Below are 14114 nucleotides of genomic sequence, written 5' to 3' on the forward strand. Positions count from 1 at the left end.
TAAAACAAAAAGACCCCTCGTCTCAAAGGACGAAAGGCCATTCTTTCGCGGTACCACCTTTGTTTCGCGCCAATGAAAAATAAACCTACACTTCTCTCACCTTACGGTTCAGAAGCTTAGCGCGACACTCGTACAGATAACGGCTGCTACCGGCCACATCCTAACTTATCTCTCATGCCTATGAAGACAAGCTCAGAAGGGCGACTCCGGGGCGACTTCGGTGGCTGTATCCTACGGAATGTCACAGCACTTGCATTCCGCTCTCTGAAGGGCTGACCGCCTACTCTTCCCGTTCCCAGTCTTTACTTAGATATTGCTTACTCCATAATACATTTTGAGTCATCCCTAGTCAACCTGAATAGGCTTCTACAGCGGGACTTTAAGCGGAATTTCGACTTATAGCGTGCATATGTCGAATTTTCATTCGATTCATCACTCTGCGTTGGTTAGATACCCCACTTTCTAACGTTCTCCGTTCACACAAGAATAAACGCTTACCGTCCTTTTACGGACGGTAAGCGTTTATTCGAGAAATATAAGGATAATGTATAACGTGAAACTTATATATTCTTATATTTAGACAAAAATCCCGATCTACTATCAGATCGGGATTCACCTATTCATGTGAGTGCGCATTGTAACTCAACTACGGAATGTACAATACTTGCCCTTCTTCTACACTCTGCCCTGACAATCGATTATACATTCCCAGCTCCCGCGCACTTAGCTGATACTTCTCTGCGATCGTATCTAGCGTTTCTTCACGCTGCACGATGCAAAGGCGAACCTTCCGGAACAAGTTAGCGCCATCTGCTCCGGTAATGAATCTGCTCTTCCACTCTGTATTATTTCCCGCTTCTGGAATGATCGCTGCAGCCGATGCAGTTCCTTCGGACTGAAGAGCTTCCTGTTCTTTACGGGAACGGCTAGAGCTAAGTAATGAAGAGAAAGTAAGATGTTCTTTGGCTGGAACCTCTGCTTCTTTCTTACTACCTAGCGCAATCTTAAGGTCTTGCTTCTCCTCTGGCTGTGGCACCGTCTCTTGAGAAACAAAGACTTCGTTCGCATTCTCACTGATCGGCTGAGCATTCTCTTCTTGTGCGTGAAGCTCATGGTTTGCCTCGTTTTCTGAAGCGAATACAGCAATGTCTTGTTCTGCCTCAACAGTGGCTGCTGGGACAGCTTTTTCTCTTGAAGCAAAGGTATATTCCGCTTCTTGCTCCTGATCCGCTTCACTCACTTGGCTAACTTGATTCAGCTGTGTGACCTCAGCTTCCTCATTTTGTGACTCAGCTTTAAACCAGTAATCCGCTATACCTGCTTTGGAATCCTCAGTTTGCGAATTCAGACTATGCGTCCGTGCTTTCGCGCCCTTGTCCTTCTCATGAGCGGATGAGAAATTAACTATAGGGGACGATTGACCCGCTCCGCTTGAGACCAGCGGGGGCTCTGTTGCTTCTGCATGCTCATGTTCTTCTACAGCAACCTCCGATGCATCCTCACCAAAGGTCCACTGTGAATTTTCATAAAGTGCATCAGTTTCGTGTTCTTGGTTTACTTCAGATGCTTCGCTTACCCTGTCATCGCTTAGAGGGGAATAGGCTACTGTGTACTCTTCCTGCTGCCAGGTCGGTTGTGGTTGAGGCTCCGCACCACCGATTCCCCGCAGGGATAATACGCCTGTTATATTCACAGTACGCATCGTGAGCAGATCAATATCAAAATTCTCGATCTCCACCCCAATATCTTCAATCGAGCTGACGCGTGTAAGCGGAACAGTGATTTCAACGGGAATGGCGTGCTCCAGACGCTGCGTTCGGTCATCTTCGCTCCGGTAGAGTCCGGTAAGCAACAGCTGACCATATAACTCGGCACGATCCTCCCGCTGAATCACCTGGATTTCCGGAAGTAGTTCAACCTCCTCCAGCTCAGCTATTCCCGGAAGCTCTTCCGATAGGTGAATGCGTTCATAAATATCAAACCGCAAGCCGTGGGACTGATCAAACACGGGATATGTCCTCCTTCTTGGCATAATCTAACCCTGAGACAGGCCCAGAGCATAAGCCCAAAATGTTACTCCCCACATGTATATGCTTCAAACAGGAAGGCATGACAACTTTGGCAGCACTAACCGGACAGGATGCTAATTAATTTCATAAATTCAGAGGCTAATCGAACTCTCCTTGTACAGACATACCCTGCTCCGCATGAACAAAGTATTATATGCTTCGTTTGCTAATAGGACATAGATAGATGTTTCTTTCTGAAAAAAATTAGAAATTTATTTACTCTGCGAAAAATAAATTAATAAAGCCGTAAAACCAGCTTTTGCTGATTTTACGGCTCTTAGGTATACGTATCGTTAAGGTGCTTCAGCCAGCAGCTCCCGCAGCTGTAGCATATCCTCTGGCCACGGGTCACTCACCTCAAGCTGTTCTCCGCTCCAAGGGTGACGAAAGGTCAACGATTCACCATGAAGCGCATGACGGCCGGCTGCGCTTGAAGTCCAGACCGGGCCGCCATATAGCGCATCCCCATACAAGGGATGACCCATATGGCTGAGATGGACGCGAATCTGATGCGTCCGTCCGGTCTCCAGCTGCACATGCACCAGGCTCCCGCCATGCAGTGCCTCGCGTCCAATGATTCGAGTCACGGCGGATTGTCCGCCGGGTGAGACTCTTCTCCGCGCCGCATGATGGCGATCGCGCCCAATCGGCGCGTCGATCACTTTAAGCGCAGGCGGCACTGTGCCTTCGACGATCGCGGCGTAGAGCCGCGAGATGCTTTTGTCGCGCATATTCTCGTCTAAGACAAGCTGTGCGAACTCATTCTTCGCATACATCACCGGGCCTGTTGTATCCTTGTCCAGCCGGTGAATATGGCGCACAGCCACACCTTCTCCGGAAGCTATATAATGCGCAGCTACAAGGTGATCCAGCGTTACACCTAAGCCACTGCCGTCTGGATGAACCGCCATCCCTGCCGGCTTGTGGATGACCAAGCAAAAATCATCCTCATACAGCACCTCAAGCTCTTCCCATACAGGCTCAATACCCGCTTCACGATGAGGGAAAAGAGCCAACCGAAGTCGGTCTCCCTTCCACTGAATGCCTCCCTCGCGGCGCAGACGCAGATGAAGCTTCTCAGGCATCCCTACAGTTTCCAGCAGCCACTTGTCAATTGCAGCTTCAGAATCCTCGGCTCCAGTAATGATTTTACCGGGTGTGACTTCCAGCCACTCTCCACGTCTAGTCCAAGCTCCACCACCGGTTCGATCCCCGGCTCCGTTACTCAAAGGGCTTTCAGGGCGTTATAATGGCCCTCAATGGTATCATCAATATCCTGCTCACTATGCGCAGCCGATACGAACATGCCTTCAAACTGTGAAGGCGGCACGCTAATGCCTTGGCTCAACATATGACCAAAATAACGACGGAATAGGTCTGTGTCGCTAGTCTTGGCCGTCTCAAAATTGGTAACAGGTCCTTCCGTGAAGAAAGGGCAGACCATCGAGCCCACGCGGTTAATGGTCAGCGGAATGCCAGTCTCGATGGAATTCTTTTTCAAGCCTGCTTCCAATCGTGCTCCTAATTGCTCCAACCGATCATAAACTTCAGGTGTTAACAGCTTCAACGTAGTATATCCTGCTGCCATCGCTAATGGATTACCACTAAGTGTGCCCGCCTGATAAATCGGTCCCGTAGGAGCGATTTGCTCCATAATCTCTCTTTTGCCGCCATAAGCGCCTACTGGAAGTCCTCCGCCGATGACTTTGCCGAAGCAAGTGATATCCGGAGTAATGTTGAACAATCCTTGAGCACAGCCACGGTTGACACGGAAGCCTGTCATTACTTCATCAAAAATAAGCAAAGATCCATGGTCTGAGGTTAACTTGCGAAGTCCTTCCAGGAATCCTGGAAGTGGTGGTACAACACCCATGTTCCCGGCAATCGGCTCCACAATTACTGCGGCAATCTCACTGCCAAAGCGTTCAAAAGCAACCTGAGTGGACTCCAAATCATTGTATGGAACTGTGATGGTATTTACTGCTACACCTTCAGGAACGCCCGGGCTATCCGGCAAACCTAATGTGGCTACACCGGAACCTGCTTTAATAAGTAAGCTATCCGCGTGACCGTGATAGGAGCCTTCGAACTTCAAGATTTTGCTGCGTCCGGTATAACCACGTGCCAAACGAATCGCGCTCATCGTTGCTTCCGTTCCGGAGTTAACCATACGTACGATATCTACAGAGGCCACACGTTCAACAACGGTTTTTGCCATCTCTGTTTCGAGTAAAGTTGGTGCGCCAAAGCTTGTCCCTTTTACTGCTGTCTCCTGCAATGCCTTTACAACCTCAGGATGCGCATGACCCATAATCAGCGGTCCCCATGAGCATACATAGTCGATAAAGCTGTTGCCGTCGATATCATAAATACGCGAGCCGACCCCATGATCCACATAAATTGGAGTCAAACCTACGGATTTGAACGCCCGTACAGGGCTGTTCACCCCACCGGGAATATATTGTTTTGCTTCATCAAAAGCCTTACGGGACGCTTCCTCTTTACGCGCCATTGGCACATTACTCATCTATCTTCACTCCTGTTCTGTTCTGGGTCTCACAAGTATAGCAGCTGCTTAGGCAGCGATATCAGTGTGATCGGGATTAACCACGCAGCCAGCGGGCTGCATCTTTTGCAAAATAAGTAATAATTATGTCCGCTCCGGCGCGCTTCATTCCAGTCAGCATTTCCAGCACAACGGCTTGCTCATCGATCCAGCCTTGCTGCGCTGCTGCTTTTACCATGGAATATTCGCCACTCACATTATAAGCCACAAGAGGTAAATCAAATTGATCGCGGATCGTACGAATCACGTCCAAGTAAGCCAGAGCTGGCTTCACCATTAACATATCTGCGCCTTCCAGCACATCGGATTCTGCTTCACGGAGCGCTTCGCGCAGATTAGCAGGGTCCATTTGATACGTTTTGCGATTCCCGAACTGTGGTGCCGAATCCGCAGCTTCGCGGAAAGGGCCATAAAATGCCGAAGCATATTTAACCGAATACGACATAATCGGCACATGCTCAAAGCCATTCTCATCCAGTCCCGCACGAATCGCGTGTACGAATCCATCCATCATATTCGAAGGGGCAATGATATCTGCTCCAGCTTTAGCTTGGGACACCGCAGTACGAGTTAACAGCTCTAACGAAGCATCGTTGATGACATCACCGTGTACAACGCCATTCACCGTATGCGTATGCACCATCCCGCAATGTCCGTGATCCGTAAATTCACAAAGGCAGGTATCTGCAACGACCAGCAGCTCAGGGTACCACTGCTTGATCAAGCGAGTAGCCTCTTGCACAATTCCATCCTCTGCGAAACCGGAAGAACCGATAGCATCCTTCGTTTCAGGAATCCCGAATAACAGCACAGCCGGAATGCCCAGTGCGGCAATCTCGTCCACTTCTGCTTTTAAAGTATCCAGTGAAAAATGGTACACACCCGGCATCGAGCTAATCTCATTCTTCACACCTGTTCCATAAGTCACAAATATAGGCTGTACAAAATCCAGCACATTCAGTACGGTCTCCCGCACCATACCGCGAATTCCAGCAGATCCGCGTAGACGGCGGTGACGTGTTATTGGAAAGCTCATTTGTTCATCCTCCTGAAAATAAAATAATAACTAAACCCTCGATCGTTGACTAACTGCGGCATAGTTGTAGTTTGTGCAGTTATTTTGAAGTTTTATCGTAACTGTAAGTTTTAGTTGCACTCTCTACAGTTATTTATTACAAAAGAGCGAAAACCCCTGTTTTAGCGCATATTTAATTGCACATATTACAACTAAAATGGATTTTCGCTAAAATTCAGGGAATTTAAGTGTATAAAGTGCAACTAAACCTCAATCTGACCTAATCCAAGTACCCAATATCTAACATATCAGTTAGAGCTACGTGAACTTTATACGTACATAGACTTACTCACCCATTCACACCAGTTAGTTTACAACTCAGCCGTCCATCATACTCTGAGCTTCAACAGTAACTACATTCGGAGGTCAAGCTCATGCTACTTAAGTTACTTACAATAGGATGTGAGACTTCCTAGATAGATACAACTTCAGGCGATTTTATAAAGCCGATGTTCGATTGGCGTCCATTCAAGCTTTTTGAAGTTGAGTCTCTGCATTCCAGCGACAGAGCTCCTGCACCAGAGCATTAATAGTAGCTTCTTCAGGAAGTAGTCCCGGAGTAAGACCCGCCTCCACGGCTGTCTGCTCGGTTAATGGACCAATACAGGCTATTTTCACATTAGCTAGCAGTGGGAGTGGATCTTCCAGCCCCATTCGCTTCAGAATGTGGATGAAATTGCGCACCGTCGAAGAGCTGGTAAAGGTTACTGCGTGAACACGCCCCTCCTCCAGCAGCTTCAACAGCTCATCATCATCCTCACCCGTTACAACCGTCTCATAGGTATCGACGTCTGTCACTTGAAGGCCAAGCTCTCTCAGCTTGTCCGGCAGCCATTCGCGCGCCAGATCACCGCGCGGCAACAGCACGTTCTGCCCCGGCAGCAGCCGAGGGCCGAACGTCTCAATCAGACCTTCCGCCTGAAACTTCGCCGGAAGTTCTTCAGCAATCACCCCGCGCTGCGCCAGCGCGGCAGCAGTGCCCGGCCCCACCGCTGCAATCCTTGCGCGGTGAAGCCCCCGAATGTCCGCCCCCTGCTCCGCCAAGTGGCGCCAAAAAAACTCCACACCGTTCGGGCTAGTGAAGAATACCCAGTCGTACGATTCCAGCGCGCCAAACGCCGCTGCAATCTTCTCCTTCTTCTCTGCGCCTTCCGGCATAATCGTCTCGATCACCGGGAACTCGTAGGGTTCCCCGCCGAGTTCCTCAATCATATCCACGAGCTCGCTTGCTTGGCTGCGAGCCCGTGTCACTACGATGCGTTTGCCGAATAACGGCATCGCCTCAACCCACTTGAGCTGCTCGCGTTGCAGCACCACGTCGCCGACAACGATCACGGCTGGCGGCTGAAAATCCGCCGCCTTCACCTTCGCCTCAATATCGGCGAGGGTTCCCGTCAGTGTCTCCTGATCTGCGCGTGTGCCCCAGCGTACCAGCGCCACGGGTGTTTCTGGCGGACGCCCATGCTTGATTAGCTGGGCGCTGATATATCCTATTTTAGCTACGCCCATCAAGAATACTAACGTCCCTGTGGCGTTCGTTACTTTATCCCAATGAATGGAATGATCCAGTTTATCTGGACTCTCATGTCCGGTGATAATCGACAGGGAAGAAGCATGATCGCGGTGCGTGACAGGTATACCCGCATAAGCAGGTACGCTGATCGCCGACGTGATGCCCGGTACGATTTCGTAATAGATCCCATTTTTGCGCAGCAGCTCCGCTTCTTCACCTACGCGGCCAAAAATCGTAGGGTCCCCACCCTTAAGCCGCACCACTGTTTTCCCCTGCAAAGCCAAATCAACTAACAATTGATTAATCTCTTCCTGCTTCATCGTGTGGCGATCCGGCAGCTTGCCTACATAAATCTTCTCACCGCCAGGCTTCATGCATTTCAGCAATCTAGGACTTGCCAGCCGATCGTACACCAGTACGTCGCTTTTTCGAATACACTCGAGGCCTTTTACAGTAATCAGTTTTGCGTCCCCGGGACCTGCACCTACCAAATAAACCTTCCCCGTCAATCCCCTCATCCCCTAACGTCTGACAGTATCTTCTCCGCTCCTCTTGCGATCAGCTTCTTAGCAACTTCTTCGCCGAGCTGTACCGGGTCTACCCCAGTGCAAGTTTCTTTCAAAATCGTTGAACCGTCAGGCGTTCCCACCATTCCGGTTAAGGAGATCACTTTGCGCTCCGCAGCAGCAGCTTCGGAAGCTGTGTCTAGCACTGCATGAGCGCCAATCGGAACTTGGCAGCCGCCATTCAGCGCGCCAAGGAACGTGCGCTCCGCTGCCACCGTCAACGCTGTATCGGCGTCGTTGTATAACGCCAACAGTTTCCGCAGGTCGGCGTCATCTTCGCGGCACTCTATGCCGAGTGCTCCCTGCCCTACAGCGGGCAGGCAAACTTCCGGCGGCAGGTAGGCGCTCACGCGATCCTGCCAGCCCATACGCGACAGCCCCGCTACTGCCAGCAGGATCGCGTCGTACTCGCCGCTCTCCAGCTTGCGCAGCCGCGAGTCAATGTTGCCGCGCACCGGCTCAATGACCAGATCAGGCCGCAGCGCAGCTAGCTGGCTGGAGCGGCGTAGGCTGCTTGTGCCTACGCGTGCGCCCGGAGGCAGCTCGTTCAGCGAGACGCCTCCGTTAGAGATCAGTGCATCGCGCGGATCGACACGCTTCGGCACAGCGCCGTTGATCAGCCCCTCCGGTAACTCGGAGGGCATGTCCTTCATGCTGTGCACTGCCATGTCGATTTCCTTTTCAAGCATTGCTTGCTCGATTTCCTTCACGAACAGCCCTTTGCCGCCGACCTTGGACAAGGTGACATCAAGGATGCGGTCCCCTTTGGTAATAATCTTTTTCACCTCAAAAGTAAATCCAAACCCATGCTCCTCACTAAGTCGCTCCAGATCGGCAATTACATGCCCTGTTTGCGTCAATGCAAGCGCACTCTGTCTACTCCCCACAATAATCTTACGCATTGTCCATTCCTCCTGATAGCGTCTGCCTCTTACTCTTCACCGTAAAACATATATAGTACTTCCGTGGTTGTAGCTCAATTAAGGGGTGTTTTTGTCCCTCTTTTCACTGATATGGTCGTTTTCAGCTAATTCAAGGGTATTTATACACCTCATTTAGCTTTTTCGGCGACTATAGCTCAATTCTGGGGTATTTTTGTCCCTCTTTTCGCTGATATGACCGTTTTCAGCTAATTCAGGGGTATTTATACCCCTCATTTAGCTTCTTTAGCGACTATAGCTCAATTGAGAGGTATTTTAGTCCCTCTTTTCGCTGTTTTGCCCATCTCTAATTAGTTTATCGGTACTTTTACCGCTATCTCAACTATCCCGACAGTAGCCCATTTTTCTCATATCATTAATCTAACCTAATTTTGTAATCTTCACAGTGTTCACGCGCACTTTCACTCCGCCCGATGACTAGCAATCCAAGCATCCATATCTTCCGCGCTCCACGCGATAAAGCTACCGTTTCTCATCTCGTTCAACACATCGATCGCCCCGAGCTTCCGCAAAAGCCTTTCGCGAACTTCAGCAGAAGATTCCCTTTCCTTAATCCGGGTTCGCATGGTATGTACAAAATCCAAATAAGGCTCATACGCCGCATCCAGCGCCTCTTCAAGCACAGTTTTAATCCTCGCAGCCGCAAGCGGCCCAGCTCCTGAAGTAGATACAGCTACCGTCAAACGACCCCTCCGTATAACTCCGGGCGTGATAAAATTACCCGCTTCCGCATGGCTAGCCACATTCACAGGAATGCCAATTCGCCTAGATTCCTGCGCAACCTCTTCATTAACCGTTTTATCGTTAGTGGCTGCATATACGAGAAAGGCCCCACGGAGATCTCCGGGAGCATAAGTGCGGTCATGCCAGGTCATGAGACCCTTATTTGTTAGAGCGACAAGTGTATCTGTCAAAGAGGGACTAATCACCTTAACCACCGCTCCAGCCTCTAGCAGCCCACTCACCTTCCGTTCAGCCACGACACCGCCGCCAATAACCACAACCAGTTGCCCTTCACAATCCAGCATTATAGGTAAATACCGAGTCATGCCCTTCACTCCCCGCTCCAACCGTGAAAACCAGACCAAGAATTCAACAAAAAATTCAAGATAGTAAAAGCATATCCTAAAATCGCCCAGCGAGCCATACTTACTCCACTTTTCCGCCCGGATTTCTTAAAGATAATATAAAATATGTAAATTCCAAGGCCGATAAGCGTTGTTAGTACTTTTAAATCCTTCAATAATAGTGTCCGGCCCTCAGATACAATAGATAAGCTAGCCATCACCAGAGAGATTGCCAGCAAAGGAGTCCCCACCAGAATAGCTGTGTAAGAGTATTTATCTGTAGTCTCTAAGTTCGGCAAACGACGAATTCGGTCACTCCATTGCTTGCTTTTGAGTCTGGTGTGCAGGAATAAATACAATATGGCAAATACGGTCCCTAGTGTCAGTGCAGCAAAACTTAAGTTGGCCAAAATCACATGCATCGTCAGCCAGCCATACACCGCGCTCCAAGTCTCAAGTGTATGTCCCCCAGCCGTCAGCCACACCCGATTTAGCAGAAAAACACAGAATCCAGCCACACTAAGCAGCAGAATCGTAAACTCACCACCACGCGTGAACGCCACCGCAAGCGAAGTCAGAACAATACTAAAGGCAAACCAGAACAAGAAATCATAAGGTGTAAAAATGGGCAGCCCCTTCTCCTGAGAGAAACGAATCCCGAGCCCCGCAGCTTGTAAAAGACCCACAACAACAAGAAGCCCCGTGCCTAACCGCTTCCCACTCGGGTTGCGATAAAGGCAATCCGAGAAAACAAACAGCAGGCTCAGGGCGTATAGCAGCAGAGCGGCATCATATATTCCGTTCAGCAGTTGCATATCACTCACCTACCCAACAGGCCTGCCGGAGCAAGCACCGTCTTAGGCACAGAAAAATCGCCGCTACCGGCAGTTCGTTCTGCGGAACTAGACTGCTTAACCGGGGCGGAATCTCCGCCATCTGAATTGGATTCGAGCTGTTCCTGCAAGGCAAAGATTTTGGAGAAATAATCAAGCGCTTCATTCCCCTGCTTGCCGCCGGACATCTCTTTAATTACATTGATTGGATCATGCATCATTTGGTTCACAATGCTTTTGGTCAAACGGCGAATCACCTTGCGCTGATGCTCGTCCAGCTCAGGCAGCTTATTAAACAGACTCTCCATCGTTTCCTCATGAATTGCATTCGACTTATCCTGAAGCGCCCGGATTACCGGTCTCACGCCAAGCGTCTTCAGCCACAATTGGAATTCATCCATTTCCTCGCTGATCATCACTTCAATCTTCGCAGCTTCACTCCGGCGCATTTCCAGGTTACTCTCCACAATGCCCTCCAGATCGTCAATATCATACAAAAAAACATCTGGCACATTAGCCGCCGCAGGATCAATATCACGAGGTACAGCTATATCAATCATAAAAAGCGGCCGCGAAGGGCGACGCTTCATAGCATTCGCTACCTGATCTGCCGAAAGTACATAGCCGTCAGCTCCCGTTGAGCTGATCACGATATCTACCTCATTAAGAGTTTTTAGCGCATCTTCAATCGTGCTCGGCTTACCCGAGAATTTCTCTGCCAGCTCAATCGCACGCGATAGCGTACGGTTAGCGACAATCACTTCCGCCGCACCGCTACTATATAGATGTTTTACAGTCAGCTCGCTCATTTTACCGGCACCGAGAATCAGCACTCTTTTACCAGTGAACATGCCAAAAATCCGCTTGCCCAGCTCCACTGCCGCATAACTGACAGATACTGCGCTTTCGCCGATTGACGTTTCACTATGTGCTCTTTTGCCCAGCGTCACCGCTTGTTTAAATAACCGATTGAACCAAGTTCCAGTTACACCCTCAGCCTGAGCCGTGAGAAAAGAACTCCGTACCTGTCCCAGGATCTGCGTCTCGCCAATCACCATGGAATCCAGGCCGCAGGTTACGCGGAATAAATGCGCAATCGCCTGCTCGTCTTCATATATATACATATGCTGTGCAAATTGCTCGTTCTTCACTCCAAACCATTGCTCCATAAAGCCGCGAAGGAAATAACCTCCCATATGGAGACGGTCCATGACCACATAAATTTCCGTACGGTTGCAGGTGGCTACTACGACCCCTTCCAGCACACCCTTCGTCTTCATCAGTTGATGAAGCGCTGCCGGAAGATCACTCTCCGCAAAAGCAAACTGTTCCCTAACCTCCACGGGAGCCGTACGATAATTCAGGCCAACGACGACGATGTGCATCGATAGTTCACCATCCTAGTCTCTATTCATTACTGTGTACAGTTATATTAAGAATATTTTTACATAATATTCACTTTCACAACATCTCAAAACACTGTGTTAAGTATATCACACGAAAATACGACTTTTTACAGATTTTTTGAACGCTTTATGAAATCCAGATAATAATTATTATAAATAAAAAACCGCAGGTTCGCTACGGTTAGGATGGGTTATTTTGTGATTAATTATTAGTTAGGTAGGGGAAAAGTGGGAATTTAATAGCACTAACTCATAATTACCCGGGTTATTCAATTTTTATAGATGCTACTTCTGCGCACCTTTTACAAAATGTGAAGATAAGTGGTAAACCATACGTTACGATAATTATCTAAATGAAAGAATCCATCCTGTAGGAAGCTAACGAAACCAGTTCTTTATCTGATCAAGAGTGCTTTTTGCCTCCGGTCCATTGTAACCGAAGGTGTTGCCGATCATCTTGACATACTCGTTGAACGTAGTTTCCCGACTCTTTCGGTCACTCCACCAGCGCTTAGCGTTATATCCTGAGGCAGATGATACATACGTAAGCTCAATATCCGATTTTTTGTACACACGACCAAAAAGAAATTTCACCCTCCGCATGTGAAATTCCGAGGAAACGACAATTGCAGATTGAAAATCGTATTCCTTCATTTTAGGGAGTGTGAACTCTGCATTCTGATAGGTGCTTTCCGCCTCATTTTCGGTATAGATAACACCCTGCGGTATACCGAGATTAAGGGCGGTTCGGAGCATGTCACCTGATGAACTCGTTGACTCCTTGGCATTGGAAAGAATTATATAAGGAGCGTATCCAGCTTTATATAACTCAGCTGCCTGTTCTACACGGCCTTGGCCTCCGCTAAGTACGATGATTACATCGGCTTGTTTGGGAGATTCAGATAAAACTAAGAAGCTGCCTGCACTAAAGAGTCCAATAATCAACAATAGTAAGCACATGAAAAGGACAAATTTCCTATTAATTAATTTACCTTTTCTTTTCTTAATAGATAAGTTACTCATAAATCACTTATGCGATTCGTTACTAAGGATTTGTTGCCACCATTCAGCATTATCAATATACCATTGGATCGTCTGCGCAATTCCTGTCTCAAAAGTATAAGTTGGCTTCCAACCTAAATTCTCAAGTTTCGTCGGATCAATGGCGTAGCGTTTATCATGGCCAAGACGATCGGTTACGAATTCGATCAAATCATCAGATTTCCCTAAGGTACTAATAATCGTCTTAACTACTTCTAGATTAGTTCTCTCATTATGACCACCTACGTTATAAACTTCACCACTTATTCCTTGGTGTACAACAAGGTCAATGGCCGCACAGTGATCCCAGACATGGAGCCAGTCACGAATGTTTTTTCCATCTCCGTATACAGGAATCTTCTCTTCATTTAATACTCTTGAGATGGTTAGTGGAATCAGTTTTTCAGGAAAATGATAGGGGCCGTAATTGTTCGAGCAGCGTGTTATGTTCATTGGTAAACCAAAGGTCTCAAAATAAGCACGAACTAGCAAATCAGACGCCGTTTTACTAGCACTATAAGGACTGTTAGGTTGCAAAGGTGTTTCTTCGGTAAAAAATACAGTAGGATCAAAATCGAGTTCACCATACACTTCATCCGTAGAAACATGTAAGAATTTGGTGATTCCGTATTTTTTAGCAGCATCCAGCAGCACCTGTGTCCCCATAACATTCGTACGAACGAATATCGCAGGATCAGTAATTGAGCGATCCACATGGCTCTCCGCAGCGAAATGAACTACATAATCGAATTTCTCCAACTCAAAAAGTGACAATATTGCCTCCCGGTCAGCAATGTCAGCTTGAATAAACCGATAATTCGATTTTGACTCAATATCCTTATGCTTCGTTAGATCACCCGCATAAGTTAGTAAATCTAAATTCACAATATCATACTGCGGATATTTATCCACCATATACTGTACGAAGTTGCCTCCAATAAATCCGGCACCACCCGTAACTAGCACTTTTTGTTTATTCATAAAACTCACCTCAGATCTTTTAACTGTATATTAAATATAACAATAAAAGATATATG

11 protein-coding genes and 1 other annotated feature are annotated in these 14114 nt (G+C 48.1%); all 11 genes read right to left on the reverse strand.

What is annotated here, in order from left to right:
* Positions 1-22 precede the first annotated feature (22 nt).
* Positions 23-306: a binding site (T-box leader), on the reverse strand.
* A gap of 340 nt (positions 307-646) precedes the next feature.
* Positions 647-2008, reverse strand: a complete 1362-nt coding sequence (locus tag R50345_RS23645) for a LysM peptidoglycan-binding domain-containing protein (protein WP_042130597.1) — start codon at positions 2006-2008, stop codon at positions 647-649.
* Positions 2009-2362: 354 nt separating this feature from the next.
* Entirely contained in the window at positions 2363-3298 is a 936-nt protein-coding gene (locus tag R50345_RS23650) for an RluA family pseudouridine synthase (protein ID WP_042130599.1), read from the reverse strand.
* Complete coding sequence (gene hemL, locus R50345_RS23655) at positions 3295-4596, reverse strand: glutamate-1-semialdehyde 2,1-aminomutase (protein WP_375103843.1); 1302 nt, start codon at positions 4594-4596, stop codon at positions 3295-3297. Before hemL ends, R50345_RS23650 begins: the two co-directional genes overlap by 4 nt.
* 76 nt (positions 4597-4672) lie before the next feature.
* Positions 4673-5671, reverse strand: a complete 999-nt coding sequence (gene hemB, locus R50345_RS23660) for a porphobilinogen synthase (protein ID WP_042130600.1) — start codon at positions 5669-5671, stop codon at positions 4673-4675.
* 507 nt (positions 5672-6178) lie between these two features.
* On the reverse strand, positions 6179-7732 hold the full coding sequence (cobA, locus tag R50345_RS23665) for a uroporphyrinogen-III C-methyltransferase (protein ID WP_042130602.1): 1554 nt from the start codon (positions 7730-7732) through the stop codon (positions 6179-6181).
* Between the two features lie 5 nt (positions 7733-7737).
* Positions 7738-8691 (reverse strand): hydroxymethylbilane synthase, encoded by a 954-nt coding sequence (gene hemC / locus R50345_RS23670; protein WP_042130603.1) that lies wholly within the window; start codon positions 8689-8691, stop codon positions 7738-7740.
* A 440-nt stretch (positions 8692-9131) separates the two neighbouring features.
* Positions 9132-9779 carry a precorrin-2 dehydrogenase/sirohydrochlorin ferrochelatase family protein gene (locus R50345_RS23675; RefSeq protein WP_042130605.1) on the reverse strand — a complete coding sequence of 216 codons (648 nt, stop codon included), beginning with the start codon at positions 9777-9779 and terminating at the stop codon, positions 9132-9134.
* 5 nt (positions 9780-9784) lie between these two features.
* On the reverse strand, positions 9785-10612 hold the full coding sequence (gene ccsA / locus R50345_RS23680; protein ID WP_042130607.1) for a cytochrome c biogenesis protein CcsA: 828 nt from the start codon (positions 10610-10612) through the stop codon (positions 9785-9787).
* 5 nt (positions 10613-10617) lie between these two features.
* Positions 10618-12015, reverse strand: coding sequence for a glutamyl-tRNA reductase (gene hemA, locus R50345_RS23685; RefSeq protein ID WP_042130608.1), 1398 nt, complete (start codon positions 12013-12015; stop codon positions 10618-10620).
* A gap of 399 nt (positions 12016-12414) precedes the next feature.
* On the reverse strand, positions 12415-12984 hold the full coding sequence (locus tag R50345_RS23690; protein WP_231573906.1) for a YdcF family protein: 570 nt from the start codon (positions 12982-12984) through the stop codon (positions 12415-12417).
* Between the two features lie 78 nt (positions 12985-13062).
* Positions 13063-14058: a dTDP-glucose 4,6-dehydratase gene (gene rfbB, locus R50345_RS23695; protein ID WP_042130610.1), complete on the reverse strand. Its 996-nt coding sequence runs from the start codon at positions 14056-14058 to the stop codon at positions 13063-13065.
* Positions 14059-14114 lie beyond the last annotated feature (56 nt).

Origin of the sequence: Paenibacillus sp. FSL R5-0345 (assembly GCF_000758585.1) — a bacterium.
In the GTDB taxonomy this organism is placed as follows: Bacteria; Bacillota; Bacilli; order Paenibacillales; family Paenibacillaceae; genus Paenibacillus_AQ.

Bases quoted from the DNA above. Each gene is read 5' to 3' on its own strand.
- rfbB (WP_042130610.1), bottom strand. From the start codon at position 14,058: ATGAATAAACAAAAAGTGCTAGTTACGGGTGGTGCCGGATTTATTGGA.
- hemA (WP_042130608.1), bottom strand. From the start codon at position 12,015: ATGCACATCGTCGTCGTTGGCCTGAATTATCGTACGGCTCCCGTGGAG.
- R50345_RS23675 (WP_042130605.1), bottom strand. From the start codon at position 9,779: ATGACTCGGTATTTACCTATAATGCTGGATTGTGAAGGGCAACTGGTT.
- hemC (WP_042130603.1), bottom strand. From the start codon at position 8,691: ATGCGTAAGATTATTGTGGGGAGTAGACAGAGTGCGCTTGCATTGACG.
- hemL (WP_375103843.1), bottom strand. From the start codon at position 4,596: ATGAGTAATGTGCCAATGGCGCGTAAAGAGGAAGCGTCCCGTAAGGCT.
- hemB (WP_042130600.1), bottom strand. From the start codon at position 5,671: ATGAGCTTTCCAATAACACGTCACCGCCGTCTACGCGGATCTGCTGGA.
- ccsA (WP_042130607.1), bottom strand. From the start codon at position 10,612: ATGCAACTGCTGAACGGAATATATGATGCCGCTCTGCTGCTATACGCC.